Genomic DNA, 21,551 nt, shown 5'->3' with positions numbered 1-21,551 from the left:
TCCCGAGGGCCTGCGACGCGCTCCCTTGAACCGGCAGCGACCCACGTTTCTTAAGCCTTTCTTAGGTACGGCCGGGAAGGATTGACGGAGAGACCTGGACAGAACCCTGTCCGCCGCAGGACCATCCGAAGGATTTCCGTGTACCAGCCCGCCCGTGACCGTCATGAGACCGCAGCAGCGCCCGGCACCCCCGCCGCGGCCCGCGCGCCCTTCCCCGCGCTGCCCCAGCCCCGCCACTGGCTGCTGGTCGGGCTGCTGCTGTGCGCCGCCGTCCTGGCCCTGGGCATGACGGTGCAGCTGCTGCCCGGCGAAGCCACCGCCGAACTGCACGTGGACCAGGACCTCAGCCAGCACCACGTGGCCGCACTGACCGCCGTGGCCATGGTGATCAACACCCTGTTCGGTCCCGTGGTGGGCCTGGGCATGGTTGCTGTCATCGCGGTGGCCATCTGGCTGCTCCGGAAGGACCTGGCCACGGCCATTGCGTTCGGGCTCACGGCGTGCTCCGGCTGGGTGGCCAGCGAAGTCTTCAAGCTCATCATCGCCCGGCAGCGGCCCAACCCCGGCCTGCTCTACGATCCCCTGGCCCCGGAAACCGGCTCCAACAGCTTCCCCAGCGGCCACGTTTCCTTCGCCGTGGCCCTGGCCTTCGCGGTGTACTTCCTGGCCCGCGGCACCCGCTGGTCCAAGCCCGTGGCCGCAGCCGGCGCCGCCCTGCCCGTGATTGTTGCGTGGTCGCGGGTATATGTAGGGGTGCACTACCCCACCGATGTGATTGCCTCCTTCCTGGCGGCAGGCGCCGCGGTGGTCCTGCTCGCCGGACTCTGGAACCGCTTCGGCCCCCGGCTCCTGGACCGCCTGCCCGCAGCGCTTACCGCCCCTGCCAGCCGACACTAAGGACCCCCGTGCACACCATCCTCGCCGCCCACGCCATCTCCGGCGTCGCCACCGCAAGCGGTTCCCCCTCCCTGCTGGACCCCGCCAGCCTCCTGGAAGGCTTCGGCCCGGCCGCGCTGGGCGTCATCGCCGCCATGGTCTTCATCGAATCCGGCGTCCTCTTCCCGTTCCTGCCCGGCGACTCGCTGCTGTTCACTGCCGGGCTCCTGCACCAGCAGCTGAACCTGGCCCTGCCCGTCCTGATCGGTGTGGTCACCGCGGCCGCCGTGGCCGGGGACCAGGTGGGCTTCCTCCTGGGCCGGAGGTTCGGGCGGCGCTGGTTCAAGGACGACGCCAAGGTCCTCAAGACAGCCCACCTCACCGCCACCGAGAACTTCTTCCACCGCCACGGCGGCGCCGCCATAGTCCTGGCCCGCTTCGTGCCCATCATCAGGACCTTCGCGCCGCTGACCGCCGGGACCGCCCGCTACGGACATAAGGCGTTCACGCTGTGGAACATTGTGGGCGCGCTGGCGTGGGCCACGTCCGTGACACTCCTGGGCACCTGGTTGGGGCACTACGAGGTCATCGCCAAAAACATCGACATCATCGCGGTGCTCATGGTGCTGGTGTCCGTGGTGCCGTGGGGCATCGAATACCTCAAGCACCGGCGCAGGAACCGCCGCGCCGCAGCGGAGCAGGCAACGGACGACGGCGGCACGGACGTCGGTGCCACGGAGGCACCAGCGCTCGACACGGCGGCCAGCACCTCACGCCGGAACGGCAGCACGACAGAATAGCCGCATGACACCTGCGGACCGGCTCTCCCTGCTCCTGGCCGAGGACGACCCCGCCCTGGGCCCGCTCATCACCGAACTGCTGGAACCGGACTACCGGGTCCGGCTGGCAGTCACCGGGCAGGAGGCCCTGCACCTGGGACTCACCCAGCCCTGGGACGTGATGGTCATTGACCGTGGCCTGCCCATCATGGACGGCCTGGCCGTCATCGCGGCCCTGCGGGACAAGGGCATCGGCACCCCCATCCTGGTCCTCACGGCGCTGGGCGAAACCGGCGAGAAGGTCCGGGGGCTGGACGCGGGTGCCAACGACTACATGGCCAAACCGTTCGACGCCGGCGAGCTGGCCGCGCGGCTGCGCGCGCTGACCCGGACCTTCAGTACCCCCGCGGGGCCGGTGGGACTCGGCACCTGGGATTTCGACCCGGCGTCGCGCGCTGTCCGCTCCCCCTACGGGGACCTGGTGACGCTGACGGCCAAGGAAGCCGAAGTCCTGGCGGCGCTCGCGGCCGAGCCGGGCAGGGTGTTCACCCGCGATGAGCTGCTCGCCGCGCACTTCCAGTCCACGGACCAACCCGGCGTCATCGACACCTACGTCCACCACCTCCGCCGGAAGATTTCCCGGTCCGTGATCCGCACGGTCCACGGCGTGGGCTACCAGATCGGCGACCCCTCATGACCACTGGCCCGAGTACCTCCCCCGGCGACCCGGACCGGGACACCCTCCGCCGCGCGTCGCTCAAGGTGGCCCTGCGGATCAGTGCCGGGGTGGCCGTGCTGGTCCTGGTGCTGCTCGCCGCCGCCACCGTGTTCCTGATGAACAAGCTGGCGCACCCCTCGCTGCCCTCGTCGCAGGCCCCGGGTTCGGCGTACACGTACCTCGATTCGAAGGACCTGATCGAGGGCATGATCCTGGCCGGGCTGGCGGGCATCGTGCTGGCCGGGGTGGTGGGCTGGGTCAGCGCGCGCAGCGCCATCCGGCCGCTGGGCGACGCCTTGGCCCGGCAGCGGCGGTTTGTCCAGGACGCCAGCCACGAACTCCGCACTCCCCTGGCCATCCTGGACACCCGCATCCAGCTGGCCCAGCGGAAGGCGGAACCGGGATCGGAACCGGCGCAGGCCCTGGCCAGGATCCGGGAGGATACCGCTACGCTGACGGGCATCGTCAACGAACTGCTGCTGGCCGCGACGGCGTCGGCGCCCCCTGGCGGCGAATCCTTCGCTGCTGCCGATGTGGCCGCGGTGGCGGAATCGGTCAGCGAAAGCCTTCAGGACCTGGCCCGGCAGCAGGGCGTGTCCGTGGAGTTCACCGGCGGCCCGGCGATGGTCCGCGTGGATCCAGGTCCGCTGCGGCGGGCGGTGCTGGCGCTGGTGGACAACGCGCTGGCGCACACGCCTTCCGGCGGACGCGTGGCCATCAGTTGCTCAGTGGAAGGGTCGCGGGCGGTGATCCTGGTGTCTGATACCGGCGCCGGCATCACCGGCGTGGACCCGGGGCGGATCTTTGACCGGTTCGTCCGGGCTCCGGGGCTGGACCGGGGCGGGCGGCGGAGCTTCGGGATAGGGCTGGCCCTGGTCCGCGACATCGCCACCGCGGCCGGCGGCACTGTGGAGGTGGCCCGCACTGGTCCGGAGGGGACCACCATGCGGCTGGCGCTTCCGCTGGCACGGGGCTGACTCGGGGGTTACCGCTGAGGTGCGTGCCGCCGTTGTGCGCTGCCTGGTGGTTGGGCGGGGGTATTGACGGTCCACTTGTTTTTTGCAAGTATCAGCTCTATCCGCACCAATCCGTTGGAAAGAGACCATGATGACCGCAATGTTCGTCAACCTGCCGGTGACCGACCTGGAGCGCGCCAAGGCGTTCTACACGGCGGTAGGGTTCACCATCAACCCACTCTTCACGGACCACAACGCGGCCTGCGTGGTGGTGGAGGAAGACCACAGCTACTTCATGCTCCTGGTCCGCGAGTTCTTCCAGACCTTCAGCGAACGGCCCATCGGCGACCCCTCCGCGACGGTATCGGCCACCACCGCAATCTTCCTGGACAGCCGGGAGGCGGTGGATGCCAGCATGGCCAGCGGACTCGCGGCCGGCGGCACCGAGGCGCAGCCCGCATCCGACTACGGCTTCATGTACCAGCGCCAGTTGACCGACCCGGACGGCAACATCCTGGAATTCGGCTACATGGACCCGACGGCCGCCCAACAGGGACCCGAAGCGTTCATGAACCAGCAGGCCTGAGGTTCATGGCAGCACGCGACTACGGGCAGTACTCCGGGATTACGCAGGCCATGGAGATCGTGGGCGAGCGGTGGGCCCTTCTGATCGTCCGGGACCTGCTGGTGGGGCCGCGCCGCTACGGGGAGCTCGCCGCCGGGCTCCCCCGCATCCCGACCAACATTTTGGCTGCAAGGCTCAAGGAGCTCCAGGCTGCCGGCGTCATCCGGCGGGCCCCCCGCTCCCGCGTGATCGTTTACGAACTCACGCCGTACGGCCGCGAGCTTGAACCCGTGATCCTCGCGCTGGGCGCCTGGGGATTCAAGACGATGGGCGATCCACGCGAGGAGCAGATCATCACCCCGGCGTCGATGACCATAGACCTGCGCACCACCTTCCGCCCGGACGTGGCCGCCACCCTGCCGGCCACCGCCTACGCGGCGCACTTTGGTTCCACCGAACTCCTGATCCGGGTGGACGGCCCCAGCCTTGACGTCCGGTGCGGTGATGGCGTGGCCGACCTCGCCTTCGCCAGCGGACCGGGCATCCGGAGGCTCATCGCCGGCGAAATCGCCCCCGACCGCGCCATCGACAGCGGGGTGGTCCAGGTACTGAGCGGACCGGGGAACCTCCTCCACCGCTTCGCGGAAACGTTCCATCTGGCGGCCTAACCCGCTAGCCTGACCCGACACCCTGATCCACCCACGAACCCCTGACCCGCCCCTGAATGGAGCATCGCGATGACCAAAACCCAGGACCACCAAGGCACAGTCTCCAGCGTGTTGTCAGCCGACGGCACCTCCCTCAGCGTCGAGCGGATGGGCACCGGACCCAGCCTGGTCCTGGTGGACGGGGCCTTCTGCGGGCGCAATTTCGGGCCGTCGCGTGCGCTGGCGAATGAACTGAAGGATGACTTCACGGTCTATTTCTATGACCGGCGCGGGCGTGGGGACAGCGGCGAGACGCTGCCCTACGCCACTGAACGCGAGATCGAGGACCTCCAGGCGGTCCTCGCGGAGGCCGGCGGCAACCCGTTCGTCTATGGGATCTCCTCCGGCGCCGCCCTGGCCCTCGAGTCGGCCGCCGCGGGCGTCCCGATGCGCGGGCTGGCCACCTATGAGGCGCCCTACACCGGGGTGCAGGGTCCGGACGGCACACCCGGAAGCCACCGCGAGCACCTCGAGGCCCTGCTTCGGGAAGGCAAGCGCGGCGCCGCGGTGTCCTACTTCCTGGTCAAGATGGTGGGGGCACCGGCCTTCCTTCCCTACCTGCTGCGCATCATGCCGGGAGTGTGGAAGAAGCAGACGGCGGCGGCGAACACCCTGCCCTATGAAACCCGGGTCACCAACAACTTCGTGGCGCCCGTGGAACGGCTCCGCACCGTTACCGTACCCACCCTGGTGATGGTAGGCGGGAAAGCGGCCGGCCCCATGGCGGAGGGGCAAAAGACCATCGCGGGCGCCGTCCCCGGCAGCGAGCACCGCGTCCTCGACGGCCAAACGCACCAGGTTTCCGCCGCCGCCATCGCCACCCAGCTCAGGGATTTCTTCCGCCGCAACTAGGCCGCCCGGCGCTTTGGAATGGTGTGGGTCTTCGCAGTCTCAGCTTCGGTGGCAGGCGGGGTTTCGCCGCCGGCGCGGCCCGGAGGCGTGGATTCCTGCAGCCGTGCGCGGGCGTCCAGGACGTCGCCGATGAACCAGTCGTAGACCAGCACGCCGATCACACCGCCGACCACCGGGCCGACAATGGGCACCCAGAAGTACCAGCTGAAGGCCCCGTCGACTGTGCCAGGCAGCGCCGTTTGGCCCCAGCCGGCCATCCACGCGAAAAGCCGCGGTCCGAAATCACGGGCAGGGTTGATGGCATAGCCGGCGTTCGCGCCGAGGGAGATGCCGATGGCAGCCACCGCCAGCCCGATCATGAACGGGCCCAGGTTGGCCTGGACGGCGGTGTTTCTCATGTCGATGATGGCCACAACGAAGATAACCAGGAACGCAGTGCCCACGATCTGGTCAACCAGCGGACCGACGGCGTTTCCGTTGAAGTAGGGCGCCGGGAACGTGGCGAAAATGGAGTAGGTTGCCAGCCCCTTCGCGTCGGCGCGGCCGGTTCCGACGGCCTTGTTGTAGGCGTCGATGGCGTTGTAGTACAGCAGGTAGACCAACGCCGCTCCGGCGAAAGCCCCCACCACCTGGGCCACGATGTACGGGCCCACCTTCCGCCAGGGGAACTTGCGGCGGACCGCGAACGCGATGGTCACGGCCGGGTTGATGTGGGCGCCGCTGACGCCGCCGGCCACGTAGACCGCCAGTGCGACGGCCAGGGCCCATCCCCAGGCAATGAGCAGCCAGTCGCCCGCAGCCATGAAGATGGTGGTTGATGTTTGGGCGCGGCCCGATCCGGGCAACGCTGCGACCGCCATGGCCACCACGCCGTCGCCGAACGCGATCAGCACAAACGTGCCCAGGAACTCCGCAAGGAGCTCGCCCCACGTTCCGCCCAATTTCTTGAGTCCGCTGCCATTGCGGACCGCATTCCTCAGTGGACTGATGTCACTCATCGCATGTACCTTCTTTGCGATTTTCTTGGTTTGTTGGCCGCACATCGGGGCCAATTGACAATCCTCGTACTTTTATGCTACGCCGAAAGTATCCCTAGGCACCAGTCCCGGAATGGCAATAGTTTCGAAAGCGCAACAAACCGGACCGCGCCATGGGGACGTGGGGTTCGTTCGAAAGGCACGATCATGAACGACAACAGCAGCACCGAAAACACCCCGGCTCCGGAAGGCGCACCCGAGGCGCCCGACCTGCGCGGACGGTACGTTGAAGGCAACTTCGGCAAAGCCGGTGCCCAGCACGGCCGCCATGCCGAAGACGAAGAGGGCCAGTACATTGAGGGGAACTACGGGCCCGCGGGCAGCGAAGGCGGACTGCCCGAACCCCTGGGCGACAGGACCGTGGGAGCCGGGCGCTACGTCAAGGCCGATTACGGCGGGGCCGGCCCAGTACCCGGGCGGACCGCCGCCTCCGAAACCGGGCGGTACCCGGAAGGCAACTACGGAAAGGGCGGCACAGTGGACCCGGCCCGCAAGCCGGGCGACCCGTCCACGCATGTCGGGCATTAGCACCCAACCCGCGCCCGGCAGCCTGCCTGCCTCCACACGGCGGGCAGGCCGCCCTGGCGTGCGCCGCCGTCGGCCGTTTGCATTCGGTGTTGCTGTTCACCGGGAAGTAGCAGCAGAGTAGGGATATGGACGACGTCACCGGGACCATCGAGCTCGCAGGGGCACTGCTGCACCTGAAGTGGGCACCCGGGGACGTGGTCAGTGAGCGCGATGCAGTGGCGCTGATGAAGCGGGCGCGGGAGCTCAGCGGCGGCCACGCCCTCCCGATGCTGGTGGAGATCACGGGCTTGCAGTGGATTGACCAGGGCGCCCTGAAGGCCTTTGCCGGTTCCTGGCCGGTGACGCGCGCGGCCATAGTAGGCGTCACGCCCGTTGACCAGACCATTGCCGACTTCTTCTCCGGGCGGCACAAACCGGTGCATCCCAACCGGTTCTTCACGTCTACGGATGAGGCGATGGCGTGGCTGGAGGAAGGCCGAGCGCTGCCGTAGGTGCGCTGAGGACTGGCTCGAGTCCGTCCTCAGCCCTCAGGGCCCTTAGACTTCCTCCGCCGTTCCGGCAAGTGCCTTGCCGCGCGAGGCCGGGCACGGGTAACGGCCAGGGCATCAGCAAGCCGCATGGCGTCCAGTAGCAGCATGTTGCGGGAGAGCGGCCTGCTGCCTGCCTCGCTGGTGCAGATAATCAGCGCCGCGGTGACTTCCGCGACCAGGTCCGGGTTACGACTGCGCCGGTACTCCTGCGAAAGGTCTTCCGTTTGCTCAAGCGCACCGGAGACGAACACCGCGACCTCCGTCCTGCGCGACATGTCGAATTTCAGCAGCACGGAGGAGACCATGTTCTTCACGGTCTTTTCGGCCAGAAACATTTCCTGTCCGATCTGTCCGTTGCTCAACCCGCGGGCCACCCCGGCCGCCACCTTCATTTCCTGTTTCGAAAGCATTCCCAACCGACCGTCGGGCCCGTTCGTCCCGTCGGCCTGGATCGGGGCCAGGATGCCGGTCTGGAAACGACGGCTGAACGCGGTGTACCCGCGCATTGCCCGCCGGATCAGCCTGAGCTGTTCCGCGTTATCGTCCTGTTGGGACAAACACCCCCAGGCGCCGGCCAGGATAGCCCCGATCAGCACGGCTTCGTCGGTTTCACCTGTCATCAGCACGCACCGGATAGTGGCGTCAGCGGCTGCGATAGTCCGGCAAAGCCCGGCACCGGAGCCATCGGGAAGATCATCGTCGATGATGGCCAGATCCGGACGTATCGCGGGAATCCGCCGCGCCGCCTGGCGGACAGACCCCGCCACACCGGCCGCGTTGAACCCGTTAGCCGACAACAGCGCCCGCAAGCCGCGCCCAACGAGCTCTTCACCCGTCACCACATATACGCTCCCGAAGGGAGACGACGCCAAACCAGATTGATGGCCAGTGGCCATATTCGCTTCCGCTCATTCGCCCTCTGAAACCCCAAAGGCGATTGTTAGTCTCCTGCTGCCAATCTGGCCCCACCGTGAAAAAGGAGAACAGTTACCGAACCCAGAGGTAGCTGTAGAAAAAGCGAACGAACTTGCCGACTCATTTACAGGCTAGCCCTATAAGCAGGGTGCCAACACCCCGGCCGGGCTCCACCGCAGGACAACCTGTCGCTGCCAGCGCTAAGCCACCCCGGTTTGACGCCTCTGGCAGCATCGTCATTCAGGTCTCCCGCGCCGGCACGTCAGACGCCGGCACGCCAGGCACCCCCGTTGACCGGGTCCTAAACGGCGCGGCTGCCCGCTGCGTCGCGGCCCAGCTGGCCAGGACCTTGAGCGCATCCTCCGAGGGCGTGCCGGGCTCGGCCGTGTAGATGTTGATCCGCAGGCCCGGATCAGCGGGAAGCTCCATCGCCTCGTAAGTCAGGTCCAGGTCCCCCACGACGGAATGGTGCAGCCGCTTCCGCCCGGTGCGGTGGTACTTCACATCGTGCCGGGCCCAACGGATCCGGAACTCCTCGCTGCGGGTGGACAGCTCGCCGATCAGGTCTGAGAGGTCCTTGTCGTACGGGTTCTTCCCGGCGGTGGACCGCAGGACGGCCACGATGTCGTCGGCGCTGCGCTCCCAGTCCCGGAAGAACTCCCGCGCCTTCGGATTCAGGAAGGTGAACCGTGCACTGTTGGGCGGGGCCACCGCGTCCGCCATCATCTCCAGGTACAGGGCCCGGCCCAGCTCGTTGGCGGCCAGCACGTCGCCACGGTCGTTGCGGACCCAGGCCGGCGCCGTCGTAATCGCGTCGATCACCCGCTGCACGCTGGGCCGCACCGCCTGCGGGCTCCGCTTCCGCCGCACCCGCGGAGCCGCGCTGGCCGCACGGGCCAGGTCGAAAAGGTGGGCCGCCTCGGCGTCGTCCAGCTGCAGCGCCCGCGCCAGGGCCTCCAGGACACTGTCCGAGGCACCCGCAAGGTTCCCCCGCTCCAGCCGGATGTAGTAGTCGATGCTCATCCCCGCGAGCATGGCCACCTCCTCCCGCCGCAGCCCGGCCACGCGCCGGTTGCCGCCGTACGCGGGCAGCCCGGCGTCTTCCGGGGTGAGCCGGGCGCGGCGGGAGGTCAGGAATTTCCGCACGTCGTCGCTGTTGGTCATGCCCCCACGCTACGCCCCGGGCACCGGACGAAGGAGGGACTGGCAAGCCCTCCCACAATCCCGCGCGCCGAAATAGCGTGGAGGCATGGAACTGAAACTCAACAACGGCGTCAGCATGCCAGCCCTTGGCCTGGGCGTTTTCCAAAGTCCTCCGGAAGAGACGACGGCGGCCGTCCAGACTGCGCTCGAGGTGGGCTACCGGCACATCGACACCGCCGCCGCGTACGGCAACGAGCGCGAGGTGGGCGACGGGATCCGCCGGTCCGGGCTGCCACGCGAAGAGGTCTTCATCGAGACGAAGGTCTGGGTCAGCGACTACGGCTACGACCAGGCCCTGCACGCGTGGGACAAGGCGGCGGGCAAGCTCGGCGTGGAACAGCTGGACCTGCTCATCCTGCACCAGCCCGCGCCGGACCGGATGGAAAAGACCGTCGCCGCGTACAAGGCCCTGGAAACCCTGCTCAAGGACGGGCGGGTGCGGGCCATCGGCGTCAGCAACTTCATGCCGCACCACCTGCAGCAGCTCTTCCAGGAAACGGACGTGGTGCCGGCCGTGAACCAGATCGAGCTGCACCCCTACTTCCAGCAGCGGGACGTGCAGGCAGCGGCCGCTGAGGCCGGCATCCTCACCCAGGCGTGGTCGCCGATCGGCGGCATCACGTTCTACCCCGGGTGGGGCGAGAACCGGAAGAACGTCATGCGGGACCCGGCGATTGCCGCCGTCGCGCAGGCCCACGGCAAGACCCCCGCGCAGGTGATGCTCCGCTGGCACCTGCAGCAGGGCCGCTCCGCGATCCCCAAGTCCACCAACCCGGTGCGCATCGCGGAGAATTTCGACGTGTTCGGCTTTGAGCTGTCCCCGGCGGAGCTCCGGACCATCGACGCCCTGGATACCGGCGTCCGCAGCGGGCCGGACCCTGATGTGGCCCGCCCGGAGCGGTTCGCCATGGTCATCCCGGAAGCCTAAAGGAGAAGCAACAATGGAATACCGCCCGCTCGGCCGCACCGGAGTGCAGGTCAGCCCCCTCTGCCTCGGCGCCATGATGTTCGGCCCGTGGGGCAACGACGACCGCGCCGACGCCACCCGCATCATCCACCGCGCCCTGGACGCCGGCATCAACTTCATCGACACCGCGGACGTCTACTCCGGTGGCGCCTCGGAGGAGATCGTGGGCGAAGCAATTGCCGGGCGCCGCGACGACGTTTTCCTGGCCACCAAGTTCTTCATGCCCATGGACGAAAAGGACCCCAACCAGCGCGGCGGCTCGCGGCGCTGGATCATGCGGGAGGTGGAGAACTCGCTGCGCCGGCTGAACACCGACCACATCGACCTCTACCAGGTCCACCGGCCCAGCCCGGACACCGATGTGGAGGAGACCCTGGGCGCCCTCACCGACCTGGTCCGCCAGGGGAAGGTCCGCTACATCGGCTCTTCGTCCTACTCCGGCTCGCAGATCGTGGAGGCGCAGTGGGCGTCCCGCGAGCGCAACCTGGAGCGGTTCGTCACCGAGCAGCCGCCCTACTCCATCCTGACCCGCGGCATCGAAGAGGACGTCCTCCCCACGGTGCTGCGGCACGGGATGGGAACCCTCACCTACAGTCCGCTGGCCGGCGGCTGGCTCTCCGGCCGGTGGCGGAAGGACTCCCCGTCCCGGCCCACTTCCAGCCGCCGCCCCAGCGCCCGGTTCGACATGACCCAGCCCGCCAACCAGCGCAAGCTGGACATCGTGGAGGAGCTCGCCCAGGTGGCCGAATGGGCAGGCGCGACGATGATCGAGCTGGCCATCGCGTTCGTGATCAACCACCCGGGCGTCACGTCCGCGATCGTGGGCCCCCGCACCATGGAGCAGCTGGAGTCCTACCTTCCGGCCGCGGACACCGTCCTGGCCCCCGAGGTCCTGGACCGGATCGACCAGCTGGTGGCCCCCGGCGTCACCGTCAACCCTGATGACAACAGTTACGGCGCGCACGAGCTGGCAGCACACGCACGACGGCGGCAGCGGGCTTAGGTGCCTGCCCCGCCTTACAACCCCTAGGAAAGGAAACCCCTCATGGCAACGTGGCTCATCACAGGCTGTTCGACCGGACTTGGCCGGGCACTGGCGGAAGCCGTGCTCGCATCCGGGCACAACGCCGTCGTCACCGCCCGGAACGTTGACGCGGTCCAGGACATCACCGCCGGCTTCCCGGACACCGCGCTCCCCCTGGCGCTGGACGTTACGGACAAGGCGCAGATCAGCGCGGCCGTCCAGCAGGCGGAGGAGAAGTTCGGCAGCATCGACGTCCTGGTGAACAATGCCGGCTACGGCTACCGCGCGGCCGTGGAGGAAGCGGACGACGCCGACATCCGACGCCTGTTCGACACCAACTTCTTCGGCGCCGTGGACATGATCAAGGCCGTGGTCCCCGGCATGCGCGCCAACAAGTCGGGGTCCATCCTGAACATCTCCTCCATCGGGGCGCGCATCACGCCAGCCGGCTCGGGCTACTACGCTGCCACCAAGGCGGCGCTGGAGGGCATGTCCGGATCGCTCCGCAACGAACTGAAGCCCCTGGGCATCACCGTCACCGCCATCGAGCCCGGCGGCTTCCGCACCGACTTCGCCGGCCGCTCGCTCACGCAGTCCGCGACGGCGCTTGGTGACTACGCGGACACGGCCGGCAAGCGCCGCAAGGAAGTCGACACCGCCCACGGGAACCAGCCCGGGGACCCGGACAAGGCAGCCAAGGCGATCCTCGCCGTCGTCGATTCCCCCAACCCGCCGGGCCTGCTGGTCCTGGGCACGGACGCCTTCGGCGCGTTCGGCATGGTGGCCGACGCCCAGCGCGCCGAACTGGACCAGTGGCAGGAACTGAGCACCAGCACCGACATCAGCTAGGGACTGCCAGGGGGCCCTGGAGCGCAAAAGTCGAGTAGTAAGTACTCATGACATGGCGCGCGCCCGGTGGAAGAGTGGATTCCTAACGTTCCACCACTCCGCAAGGGGAACCAGCATGGCAGCCAAACGACGTCGGTCAGCCGGCAAGGGCGGGGGCGCCGTCGGCTGCGCGCCCTTCCTCGTCCTCATCGTGGTAGCCCTCATCATTCAGTACTGGTGGGTACTCCTCATTGCTGCGGGGGTGGTTGCGCTGACCGTGGCGCTGGTCCACTCCGCAAATGCCCCGGCGCGGCCAGCCCAGGTGCCACCACCCAGGCCGCAGCCCGTCAGGCCCCCGCCCCCGGTGGTCCCCAGCGGCGAGGAGCTCACGGCCCAAATGCGTGCCCACAAGCGGATCAGCCGCATGCGGGACATGCAGGAGTGGGACTACGAGTGGCTCCGGCTGGCCCATCCGGGGAAGAGTGTCCGCGAGGTCAACGAGATCGCGAACACCCATTTTGCCCGCGGCCGTTCCATCGGCCTGGACGGCGGAGACCCGCCAGGGCGCTAAGTCCCGTGGCGGGAGTGCACGCGAGCGTTGGCTCAGGCCGGAAGGGTGGTCAGGCTCAACTGGGCCCGGTGGTGGCGGTAGTGCCTGGGCGCCCATTCCAGGATGTCCCGGCGGCTCATCCACGGAAAGAAGTAGGGGTCCCAGCGCACCGGTATGGTCATGCCGCCGGCCAGGGCCTTACTGTCCGCGCGGCTGTACCAGTGGACAATGACCGCGGTGGTCCGGTCCATCATCCGGGCCATGGCCTGCGGCGGCAGGACCCGACCCGCGGCTGCGCTTCCGGCCCAGTTCACCCAGTTGTAGGGACCTGAGCAGGAGTCGAGAAGCCGGCTCCAGCGGCGCGAGGCCCCGGGAGGCAGGTGAGAGAACAGCCCCAGGAGCGGGATCCCGGCGAGGGCGATGTTCTGCCCCAGCGCCATGTGGAAGAGCAGCTGCCGGTTGGTCCAGCGCGTCCCGTTCGACGGCAGGTCCAGCTCATCCGCCGAGGCGCCCAGGACGATGCTCCGGAAGTCGTCCGCGATCCACAGCAGTTCCTGCCGCACCGGATCCTCATCAGGCATGAGGGCGCTCCCCCTACACAGCCGCTCCGGACCGGCCATGCTGCAGTCCCGTCGCGAACCCGATCGTCACCGGCACCGGTGCTGAGCAGCAGGCGTCCGCGGCAGCATCCCCGGCGTCGTCCGGAACCGACGTTGAGCAGACACCGGTTTCCGGCAGTTCAAGTTCGACGGCGTCCGCGGCTGCGGTGTCTCCGGCCAGGGCGGCCGCGATGGAGCGGACCTGCTCGTACCCGGTGGCCATGAGGAACGTGGGCGCGCGGCCGTAGGACTTCATGCCCGCGAGGTAGAAGTCCTTCTCCGGCTGCTCGAGGATCCGGGCACCGTGGGCGGGGACGGTGCCGCAGCTGTGGAAGTCCGGATCAATGAGCGGGCCCAGGGCCTTGGGAGCCTCGACGGCGGGGTCCAGGTCCAGCCGCAGCTCGGACAGCATGGCCAGGTCCGGGCGGAACCCCGTCGCGGGAATGACCCGGTCCACTTCAACGCTCCGGCCGTCCGCGGAGTGCACGGTCACGGCGTCACCCTGCACGTCGATCGCAGCAGTATGGAAGCTGGCCAGGAGCTGGACGGCTCCGCTCTCGACGGCGGTGCGGAGACGGGCCCCGAGCTGGCCGCGGGCGGGCAGCTGGTCGGCGTCGCCGCCTCCGTAGGCCCGGGCCGGGGTGGCGGAGCGGATGGCCCAGAAAACTTCGGTTCCGGGGTTCGCGCGGGCCACGCGGGCCAGGTCGAGGACCATGTTGGCGGCGGAGTGCCCGGAGCCGATGACGAGGGTACGGCGGCCGGCAAAACCATCGGCGGCTACGTCCGGCAGCGGACCGGTGACCAAGCCGGCGGCACGCGCTTCCGCCTCGCCCGGAACGGCCAGGCCTGAGGATCCCAGCGGCGCCGGGCTGCTCCAGGTACCGGACGTATCGATCACGGCGCGGGCCAGCACCTCGGTGACCTGGCCGCCGTCGTGCCCTAGGCGCAGGAGGAACGGGGCGCTGTCCCGGCCTTGACTGCGGCCCTTGTCCATGCCCTGCCGGGTGACGGCGACAACCCGGGACCCGGTCCGGATCCGGTCCCTCAGTTCCGGGGTGGCGGCCAGCGGCTCAAGGTATTCGGAGACGATCTGCGCGCCATAGGGAAGGGCGGTGGGCCGTGGAGCTTCCCAGCCGTTGCGCTCGAGCAGCCGCACCGAGGCGGGGTCCAGGTTGTACTTCCAGGTGGAGAACACGCGGACGTGCCCCCATTGCCGGATGGCGGCGCCCACGGTGGGGCCAGCCTCGAACACCAGCGGTTCCAGGCCGCGTTCCAGCAGGTGCGCGGCGGCGGCCAGGCCCACGGGTCCGGCGCCGATCACGGCAACGGGCAGGGACTCCTGTGATGTCATGGCGTCAAACCTTTCAGTTCTGTGCAGGAATGAGGGAGGCGATCAGGGCTTCGACGCGGCCCTTGATCTCGTCGCGGATGGGCCGCACGGAGTCGACGCCCTTGCCGGCAGGGTCCTCCAGGACCCAGTCCTCGTAGCGCTTGCCCGGGAAGTAGGGGCACTCGTCACCGCAGCCCATGGTGATCACCACGTCCGAATCCTTCACGGCCTCGGTGGTGAGCACCTTGGGGATCTCCGCGGACATGTCGATGCCCACCTCCGCCATGGCCTCCACTGCGGCCGGGTTCACCTTCTCCGCCGGCTGCGACCCGGCGGACCGGACCTCGACGGCGCCCTGCGAAAGGCTGGTAAGGAATGCGGCGGCCATCTGGGAACGGCCGGCGTTGTGGACGCAGACAAACAGGACGGAGGGCTTCTGGCTCATGAGAGCACCTTTCGGTCAGCCGGTACGACGGCGGGAGTTGCAGTGGTTGGATAAAGGAACCGGACCAGGACGTACCCGGCGGCGCCGCCCAGCAGTTGGGCGAGGATGAAGGCAGGGGCCGACGACGGCGCGATGCCAGCGAAGGTGTCCGTGACCGTCCGGGCGATGGTCACGGCAGGGTTGGCGAAGCTGGTGGAGCTGGTGAACCAGTACGCGGCGGTGATGTACCCGCCGACGGCGAACGCCACCCGGTCTGCCCGGCCGGAGCGGACGCTGCCGAAGATGACCACCAGCAGGCCAACTGTGGCGATCACCTCGCCGAACCAGAGAGCCGGGCCGGTGCGGACGTGCGACGAAACCGTCACCGCGTCCAGCCCGAACATCAGGTTCGCCGCCACTGTGCCGGCCAGGCCGCCCAGGACCTGCGCCCCGGCCAGGCCTGCCGCCGTGCGGGTATCGATCATGCCCAGCGCACGCTCCACGAGGGTCACCACGGGGTTGAACGACGCCGACACCGGCTGGAGTGCCGCGATCAGCGCCACCAGCGCCGCACCCGTGGCGAGGCTGTTCTGCAGAAGCTGCAGCCCGGCGTCGTCCGGTGAAAGCCGCGAGGCCATGACGCCCGAGCCCACCACGGCCATCACCAGGAACGCGGTGCCCACGAATTCAGCGGCAACCCGCCGGCCAAGGACGTTCACGCGGCCTGCCCGCCGATCAGGGCGGCAAGGTTCTGGAGCGCCTCGGTCCGGGCGCGGTAGTAGACCCACACGCCGCGCTTCTCCCGGTCCAGCAGCCCGGCCTCGTGCAGGATCTTGAGGTGGTGGCTGATGGTGGGCTGGGAGAGTTCGAAAGCGTCGTTGAGGTCGCAGACGCACGCTTCGCCGCCTGCACGCGAGGCCACCAGGGACATCAGCCGCAGCCGGACCGGGTCGGCCAGGGCCTTCAGCAGCGGGGCAATTCCTTCCGCTTCCGGCTCGGTCAGGGGTTCACGGGCCAGCGGCGCGCAGCACGCCACGGCTTCCACGGGGGTCAGCTCCAAAGACATAGACACATGTAAATATTCACACCTATCTATGTCTGTCGGCAACCCGCACAAATCCCGCCGATTCCCGCCTTCCCTTGCAGTGCGCGGAGAAACGGGAAATAGGATGGCCCGTAGGTTTTACCGGATACGAAGGGCGCCCCATGATCGAAATCCTGAACCCCGCTGAAGTGGCCCGAGCCCGGGAGACGGGCGCCCTGGTGGCGGACATCCTTCAGGCCATGAAGAAACGCGCCGCCGTGGGCACCAACCTCCTGGACATCGACCAGTGGACCAAGGAGATGATCACCGAGGCCGGGGCCGAATCCTGCTACGTGGATTACGCGCCGTCCTTCGGCCGGGGCCCGTTCGGGCACTACATCTGCACCGGTGTCAACGACGCCGTGCTGCACGGACTCCCCCACAACTATGACCTGGCCGACGGGGACCTGCTGACGCTGGACCTCGCCGTCGTCAAGAACGGGAAGGCCGCGGACGCCGCCATCAGCTTCATCGTGGGGGACTCACGCCCGGAAGAGAGCGTGGCCATGATCGAAACCACGGAACGGGCTTTGGCCGCCGGGATCGCCGCCGCCGGGCCGGCCGCCAAGATCGGCGACGTCTCCTACGCGATCGGCCGCGTCCTCATAGACGCCGGGTACCCGGTCAACACGCAGTTCGGCGGCCACGGCATCGGCTCCACCATGCACCAGGACCCCCACGTCCCCAACACCGGGCGGCCGGGGCGAGGCTTCAAACTGCGGCCCGGGCTGCTGCTGGCGCTGGAGCCGTGGATCATGGCGGACACGGCGGAGCTGGTGACGGACGACGACGGCTGGACCCTGCGGAGCGCCACCGGCTGCCGGACGGCGCACACCGAACACACCATCGCGATCACCGAGGACGGCGCCGAGATCCTGACCCTGCCCTCGCGGTAAGTTATTCGGTCCCGGCCACGGCGCTGCGGCGTTCCAGCAGCAGCGCCGTGGCTAACGCTTGTCAGCGGTTGACGAGCCTGGCGGGTTTGATCTGGCTGACCATGGCAGGGTAGTAACCCTGCGCATATCCCTGGGCGGTCGGGTGGAAGTTGAAGTCCGTGTACGGACCGAGGTTGAACCAGGAGTCGGAGGATCCGATTTCGTGGCCATTGAACTTGGGAGCGACGTCCACGAACTGCGCGCCCGCGCTCCGGGCCTTGCTCGCGAGGAGCGCATTAAGTTGGTCTGTGCCGTTGTCGAAGACCGCCGCCGCCGCTGCGGACATGACGCCACCTCCGGCGATGACTGTGGTGGATTCCCCGGCTGTCGCGAAGAGATGGGGGTACCCGAGCCAGATGATTTTGGCATTTGGTGCCAACTGACGGATTGTTCCAACGGTCTTGACGACATCGACCTGCGCTGCCAGGCCAAGTCCATACGCTGTGGCCGCATGGCACCCGCTGGCCTGCGGCGATGTGTCAGCGGCGCAGGCCGCGATGATCGGTCCGAAGTTGACGTCGTTTCCGCCGGCTGTGAGGGTCACCAGCCCAGTTGCGCTGTCCAGCGCACCATCATGGGCGGCCTTGGCCGCCTGCTGGGCGATGGTGGGAATACCGGACTCGTTTGCTCCGACAGTCGCGCCTGCACACGCGTAGTCTCCGGCGAGTGCCACGGATTTGAGCTGATCGAGCATCGTCACGTCGTCCGGGCCGCCGTGCAGGCAGGCCGGGCTGCCGGGAGTCGGGTCGCCGAAAGCCTGGTTGAAGTCCATGGTTGGCGCCAACGAGCCCCAGCCGGCGGAGTAGGAGTCCCCGAGGTTGACGTATTTGACCGGGTCCTGCGCGGCGAAGGCCGGAGCTGACGCGCCCGAGAGGACAAGGGCTGTTGCGGCGGCGAATGTGGCCGCACTGCGCCGGGAAAGTACGGGGACCTGCATTGTGGGCTCCAAGTGTATTCGGGGAGGCATGTCCCCATGACGCTAGGCCCGGGCGGACGGCCAGGACAGGGTCCTTCGGCCCCAGCAAGGGGTCGTAAGAGCCAGAGTGCATGAGCGCAGTTACCCGGTCCCGGCCACGGCGCTGCGGCGTTCCAGCAGCAGCGTGTCCTGCCAGTGCCCCGCCTTGGGGCCGGTGCTGATCCGTGCAATCCGCTCCCTGGTACCCACCACCCGGAAGCCCAGCTTCCGGTGCAGCGCCAGGCTGGCGGTGTTCTCCGGGAAGATGCTTGACTGGATGGTCCAGATGCCGGCAGCCTCCGTGGACTCGACCAGGGCGCCCAGGAGCAGCCGGCCCACGCCCCGGCCCTGCGCCTGCGGCGCCACGTAGATGGAGTGCTCCACCAGGCCCCGGTACACCTCACGCGAGGAAACCCGGGACACGGCGGCCCAGCCCACCACCCGACCCGCATCCCGGGCGACCATCCGGTGCTCAGGCAGCCGCACGGCGTCGAACGCCTCCCAGGTGGGCGGCTCGCTTTCGAAGGTCGCCTCCCCCGTGGCGATGCCGGCGGCGTAGATGGCGTGGACGGCGTCCCAGTCCTCGGGGCACATGGGGCGGATGGTTACGGGGCTTTCCATGGGTCCCATTATGGGCGCTGACCTGCGGAGCCTTCGCGCGGCGGCCCGTAAATAATGTGTCAAAAAACGGCCGCCCACGCCCCGGACGGGCCCCTCCGGACCTTTCATTAACTCAGGGAAAGTGTGGAGAGCCGGGAGCGCAGGATGCGGTGGGATGAGTCGCCCGAGGACCGTGGCAGGGTCAAGTTCGCCGCGGCAGCCGGTGCCGTGGAGGGCTACGGCGGCCGCGGACTGAACGGCCGCGCGCTGCAGCCGGCCAGCGGCTACCTGTTCCCCGACCAGGACGGCGAGGGCTGGTGGGTGGTCTTCCAGCCCTGGCCGTCAGCCGGCCCTGCGGCGCACAAGGTGCCCGGCGACATCCTGGCCTGCAACGACTCCTACGGCGACATGGTGCACGTGGTGGTGCTGGCCGCCGGCGTCTGGGAGGACGACGCCGAGTCCGCCTTCCGCGACAAGGCACCTGCCAGCCTGGCGGACGCAGCCCGGGTGGCGGCCTCGGTGCCGCACATCAGCCAGCCGCACACCGGTTAACCCGACATCAGCCCACGTGGACCCAGGGCCGCTGGGTGACGTCCGGGACGGCCTCGCGCAGCACCTCCCGGGTGACCGGTGCGATCTCCCCCTCACCCAGGAAGAGGAACCGGACCAGGTTGGTGATGGGGTTCCCCTCCGTCCAGCGGAAGTAGATGTGCGGCATGAGGCCTGTGACGTCCCGGATGTGCAGCAGCACGGAGGCGATGGTGTTGGGAACCACCGGACCGTGGACCTCCAGGATGTGGTAGCCGTGCCGGTTGACGCCGCGGACGTGGAGCTCAGTTTCGAAGTCCGAGGAGTCGTCCACGATGACCTCGAGGAACAGCGCCTCGCCGGCCAGCGGGAGGTGGCTGACCTCGATGGCTGACTCGAGCTTGTCCCGGTAGGCCTCCGGGGACATCCGCAGCGGTTCGTGCGCGATGATCGCGATGGGGCCGTCCAGGGTGCTGGACATGAATTCGAGGGCCTGCTGGTCCAGGTGCACCCGGGTGGCGTGCAGTTCGAAGGAGCGGCGGACCCGGGACAGCAGCGAGATGACGATGATGCCGAGGATGAAGATGGCGGCGATCCGGATGCCCTCGGGCCGTTCAAAGATGTTCGCCACGGTGGTGTACGCGAACACCACCGAAATGGCGCCGAAGCCCACGGTGAGGTTCCGCTGCCTGCGCCGGCGGGCCGAGAGGGTCACGGCCACCGCGGCGGAGGTCATCAGCACCAGGACGCCGGTGGCGTACGCACCGCCCTGGGCATCGACGTCGGCATTGAAGATGAAGGTGATCAGGAAGCCGATCAGGGTGAACACCAGCACCAGCGGCCGCACGGCCTTGGCCCACCCCGGGGCCATGCCGTAGCGGGGCAGGTAGCGGGGCACCAGGTTCAGCAGCCCGGCCATGGCGGACGCCCCGGCGAACCAGAGGATGGCGATGGTGCTGATGTCGTACACGCTGCCGAAGCCCACACCCAGGTATTCATGCGCCAGGTAGGCAAGGGCGCGGCCGTTGGCCTGGCCGTCCGGCTGGAACTCCTGCTCCGGGATGAGCACCACGGTGATGAAGCTCGAGGTCAGCAGGAAAGCGCTCATGATCACGGCGGCGGTGGTGAGCATGCGCCGGGCACCCTTGATGCGCCCGGCAGGGTTTTCCTCCGTGTCATTGGCCGCGCCGCGCACCTGGGGCATGACGGCGACGCCGGTCTCGAAGCCGGACAGGCCCAGCGCCAGCTTGGGGAACACCAGCAGGGCGATGGCCACCGCCATCAGCGGGTTGCCGTGCGAGACCCACAGGTTGGTCCACCAGTCCCCCATGGCAACAGGGTGCGAGATCACCTGGCCCAGGGTCACCACCACCACGATGGCGTTCAGGCCCAGGTACACCACCACCAGGACCACGGCGACGCCGATGGCCTCCTTGAAACCCCGCAGGAACACGGCAGCGAGCAACGCGAGCAGGACCAGGGTGATGGGAATGTTCTGGCCCTGCAGCCAGCCGGGGGCCACGGGGTTGTGGATCAGGTGGGCGGTGGCATCCGCGGCCGACAGGGTCATGGTGATCATGAAGTCGGTGGCCGCGAACCCCAGCAGCACCAGGACCAGGAGCTTGCCGCCCCACCGTGGCAGCAGCCGTTCCAGCATGGCGATGGAGCCTTCACCGCGGGGGCTTTCACCGGCCACCCTGCGGTACACCGGCAGGGCACCGAGCAGGGTCACGGCCACGAGCACCAGGGTGGCCAGCGGCGAGATGACGCCGGCGGCCAGGGCGGCGATGGCCGGCTGGTAGCCCAGGGTGGAGAAGTAGTCCACGCCCGTCAGGCACATGACCTGCCACCACGCATGCTTCTTCTCGTGCTGCGTGGGCACGCCGCCGGGACCCTGGTGGGCACCCTTGCTGTCCTGCAGCCCGAACAGCAGCCAGTCCTTCAGCGCCTTCCTGCCGTGGGCATGGGGCGCGGAAGGATCCGCCGGGGGCCTGCTCAACGTGGTCATCTCTGCCTTTCCGCGCTGCCCTTTGCACCGCGACCACTGCGAAGCTAGCACCG

Annotated in this window: 26 protein-coding genes; 15 read left to right on the top strand and 11 right to left on the bottom strand. The window is 68.5% G+C overall.

The window, feature by feature from the left end; all coding sequences use genetic code 11:
• Positions 1 to 138 precede the first annotated feature (138 nt).
• From AC1DIP_RS00565 to AC1DIP_RS00535, 7 genes are all read left to right on the top strand, one after another.
• Positions 139 to 897 carry a phosphatase PAP2 family protein gene (locus AC1DIP_RS00565; protein WP_477732475.1) on the top strand — a complete coding sequence of 253 codons (759 nt, stop codon included), beginning with the start codon at positions 139 to 141 and terminating at the stop codon, positions 895 to 897.
• 8 nt (positions 898 to 905) lie between these two features.
• Positions 906 to 1,676 (top strand): DedA family protein, encoded by a 771-nt coding sequence (locus AC1DIP_RS00560; RefSeq protein ID WP_477732474.1) that lies wholly within the window; start codon positions 906 to 908, stop codon positions 1,674 to 1,676.
• Positions 1,677 to 1,680: 4 nt separating this feature from the next.
• Positions 1,681 to 2,352, top strand: coding sequence for a response regulator transcription factor (locus AC1DIP_RS00555; RefSeq protein ID WP_477732473.1), 672 nt, complete (start codon positions 1,681 to 1,683; stop codon positions 2,350 to 2,352).
• The gene (locus tag AC1DIP_RS00550; RefSeq protein WP_477732472.1) at positions 2,349 to 3,350 is read left to right on the top strand and encodes a sensor histidine kinase; all 1,002 of its coding nucleotides are present in this window, start codon (positions 2,349 to 2,351) and stop codon (positions 3,348 to 3,350) included. Before AC1DIP_RS00555 ends, AC1DIP_RS00550 begins: the two co-directional genes overlap by 4 nt.
• Before the next feature lie 130 nt (positions 3,351 to 3,480).
• On the top strand, positions 3,481 to 3,915 hold the full coding sequence (locus tag AC1DIP_RS00545) for a VOC family protein (protein WP_477732937.1): 435 nt from the start codon (positions 3,481 to 3,483) through the stop codon (positions 3,913 to 3,915).
• Between the two features lie 5 nt (positions 3,916 to 3,920).
• Positions 3,921 to 4,562 (top strand): winged helix-turn-helix transcriptional regulator, encoded by a 642-nt coding sequence (locus AC1DIP_RS00540; protein WP_477732471.1) that lies wholly within the window; start codon positions 3,921 to 3,923, stop codon positions 4,560 to 4,562.
• A gap of 69 nt (positions 4,563 to 4,631) precedes the next feature.
• Positions 4,632 to 5,453 (top strand): alpha/beta fold hydrolase, encoded by an 822-nt coding sequence (locus AC1DIP_RS00535; protein ID WP_477732470.1) that lies wholly within the window; start codon positions 4,632 to 4,634, stop codon positions 5,451 to 5,453.
• Here the strand turns inward: AC1DIP_RS00535 and AC1DIP_RS00530 are convergent.
• Positions 5,450 to 6,451 (bottom strand): MIP family channel protein, encoded by a 1,002-nt coding sequence (locus AC1DIP_RS00530; protein ID WP_476206883.1) that lies wholly within the window; start codon positions 6,449 to 6,451, stop codon positions 5,450 to 5,452. The two genes, AC1DIP_RS00535 and AC1DIP_RS00530, sit on opposite strands and share 4 nt — an antisense overlap.
• Before the next feature lie 186 nt (positions 6,452 to 6,637).
• On the opposite strand from AC1DIP_RS00530, the gene AC1DIP_RS00525 reads away from it, so the two are divergent.
• A complete protein-coding gene (locus tag AC1DIP_RS00525; protein ID WP_477732469.1) occupies positions 6,638 to 7,018 on the top strand; it encodes a hypothetical protein in 381 nt (126 codons plus the stop codon).
• Positions 7,019 to 7,143: 125 nt separating this feature from the next.
• A complete protein-coding gene (locus AC1DIP_RS00520; protein WP_477732468.1) occupies positions 7,144 to 7,509 on the top strand; it encodes a DUF7793 family protein in 366 nt (121 codons plus the stop codon).
• 29 nt (positions 7,510 to 7,538) lie between these two features.
• On the opposite strand, the gene AC1DIP_RS00515 is transcribed toward AC1DIP_RS00520, so the two are convergent.
• Both AC1DIP_RS00515 and AC1DIP_RS00510 read right to left on the bottom strand, forming a co-directional pair.
• Positions 7,539 to 8,387, bottom strand: coding sequence for a response regulator transcription factor (locus tag AC1DIP_RS00515; protein WP_477732467.1), 849 nt, complete (start codon positions 8,385 to 8,387; stop codon positions 7,539 to 7,541).
• A 316-nt stretch (positions 8,388 to 8,703) separates the two neighbouring features.
• Positions 8,704 to 9,627: a helix-turn-helix transcriptional regulator gene (locus AC1DIP_RS00510; RefSeq protein WP_477732466.1), complete on the bottom strand. Its 924-nt coding sequence runs from the start codon at positions 9,625 to 9,627 to the stop codon at positions 8,704 to 8,706.
• Between the two features lie 85 nt (positions 9,628 to 9,712).
• Here AC1DIP_RS00510 and AC1DIP_RS00505 point away from each other — a divergent pair, with 85 nt between their 5' ends.
• The 4 genes from AC1DIP_RS00505 (at position 9,713) to AC1DIP_RS00490 (ending at position 13,056) form a co-directional block, all read left to right on the top strand.
• The gene (locus tag AC1DIP_RS00505) at positions 9,713 to 10,594 is read left to right on the top strand and encodes an aldo/keto reductase (protein ID WP_477732465.1); all 882 of its coding nucleotides are present in this window, start codon (positions 9,713 to 9,715) and stop codon (positions 10,592 to 10,594) included.
• 13 nt (positions 10,595 to 10,607) lie between these two features.
• Entirely contained in the window at positions 10,608 to 11,636 is a 1,029-nt protein-coding gene (locus AC1DIP_RS00500; RefSeq protein ID WP_477732464.1) for an aldo/keto reductase, read from the top strand.
• A 42-nt stretch (positions 11,637 to 11,678) separates the two neighbouring features.
• On the top strand, positions 11,679 to 12,506 hold the full coding sequence (locus tag AC1DIP_RS00495; protein ID WP_477732463.1) for an oxidoreductase: 828 nt from the start codon (positions 11,679 to 11,681) through the stop codon (positions 12,504 to 12,506).
• Positions 12,507 to 12,621: 115 nt separating this feature from the next.
• Positions 12,622 to 13,056 (top strand): hypothetical protein, encoded by a 435-nt coding sequence (locus AC1DIP_RS00490; RefSeq protein WP_477732462.1) that lies wholly within the window; start codon positions 12,622 to 12,624, stop codon positions 13,054 to 13,056.
• A gap of 32 nt (positions 13,057 to 13,088) precedes the next feature.
• Here the strand turns inward: AC1DIP_RS00490 and AC1DIP_RS00485 are convergent, their stop codons facing one another.
• The 5 genes from AC1DIP_RS00485 to AC1DIP_RS00465 are packed head-to-tail and all read right to left on the bottom strand — an operon-like array spanning position 13,089 to position 16,454.
• Positions 13,089 to 13,616, bottom strand: a complete 528-nt coding sequence (locus tag AC1DIP_RS00485) for a DinB family protein (RefSeq protein ID WP_477732461.1) — start codon at positions 13,614 to 13,616, stop codon at positions 13,089 to 13,091.
• Between the two features lie 13 nt (positions 13,617 to 13,629).
• Positions 13,630 to 14,985 (bottom strand): FAD-dependent oxidoreductase, encoded by a 1,356-nt coding sequence (locus tag AC1DIP_RS00480; protein ID WP_477732460.1) that lies wholly within the window; start codon positions 14,983 to 14,985, stop codon positions 13,630 to 13,632.
• 13 nt (positions 14,986 to 14,998) lie between these two features.
• Positions 14,999 to 15,409, bottom strand: a complete 411-nt coding sequence (locus tag AC1DIP_RS00475) for an arsenate reductase ArsC (RefSeq protein ID WP_477732459.1) — start codon at positions 15,407 to 15,409, stop codon at positions 14,999 to 15,001.
• Positions 15,406 to 16,107, bottom strand: a complete 702-nt coding sequence (locus AC1DIP_RS00470; protein ID WP_477732458.1) for an aquaporin — start codon at positions 16,105 to 16,107, stop codon at positions 15,406 to 15,408. The genes AC1DIP_RS00475 and AC1DIP_RS00470 overlap by 4 nt, the downstream gene beginning before the upstream one ends.
• Positions 16,104 to 16,454: a metalloregulator ArsR/SmtB family transcription factor gene (locus AC1DIP_RS00465; RefSeq protein ID WP_477732457.1), complete on the bottom strand. Its 351-nt coding sequence runs from the start codon at positions 16,452 to 16,454 to the stop codon at positions 16,104 to 16,106. Before AC1DIP_RS00465 ends, AC1DIP_RS00470 begins: the two co-directional genes overlap by 4 nt.
• Before the next feature lie 140 nt (positions 16,455 to 16,594).
• Here AC1DIP_RS00465 and map point away from each other — a divergent pair, with 140 nt between their 5' ends.
• Positions 16,595 to 17,368, top strand: coding sequence for a type I methionyl aminopeptidase (gene map / locus AC1DIP_RS00460; protein WP_477732456.1), 774 nt, complete (start codon positions 16,595 to 16,597; stop codon positions 17,366 to 17,368).
• A gap of 61 nt (positions 17,369 to 17,429) precedes the next feature.
• Here map and AC1DIP_RS00455 read toward each other — a convergent pair whose 3' ends face one another.
• Together AC1DIP_RS00455 and AC1DIP_RS00450 are read right to left on the bottom strand one after the other, a co-directional pair.
• Positions 17,430 to 18,344 (bottom strand): SGNH/GDSL hydrolase family protein, encoded by a 915-nt coding sequence (locus AC1DIP_RS00455; RefSeq protein WP_477732455.1) that lies wholly within the window; start codon positions 18,342 to 18,344, stop codon positions 17,430 to 17,432.
• Positions 18,345 to 18,464: 120 nt separating this feature from the next.
• A complete protein-coding gene (locus AC1DIP_RS00450) occupies positions 18,465 to 18,983 on the bottom strand; it encodes an N-acetyltransferase family protein (protein WP_477732454.1) in 519 nt (172 codons plus the stop codon).
• Between the two features lie 144 nt (positions 18,984 to 19,127).
• Between AC1DIP_RS00450 and AC1DIP_RS00445 the strand changes: the two genes are divergently transcribed.
• A complete protein-coding gene (locus AC1DIP_RS00445; protein WP_477732453.1) occupies positions 19,128 to 19,514 on the top strand; it encodes a hypothetical protein in 387 nt (128 codons plus the stop codon).
• Between the two features lie 7 nt (positions 19,515 to 19,521).
• Here the strand turns inward: AC1DIP_RS00445 and AC1DIP_RS00440 are convergent, their stop codons facing one another.
• Positions 19,522 to 21,498 (bottom strand): APC family permease, encoded by a 1,977-nt coding sequence (locus AC1DIP_RS00440; protein ID WP_477732452.1) that lies wholly within the window; start codon positions 21,496 to 21,498, stop codon positions 19,522 to 19,524.
• Between the last annotated feature and the right edge of the window lie 53 nt (positions 21,499 to 21,551).

The organism is Pseudarthrobacter sp. 05T312, from assembly GCF_056396685.1.
This window is presented reverse-complemented; position numbering and strand designations above follow the sequence as displayed.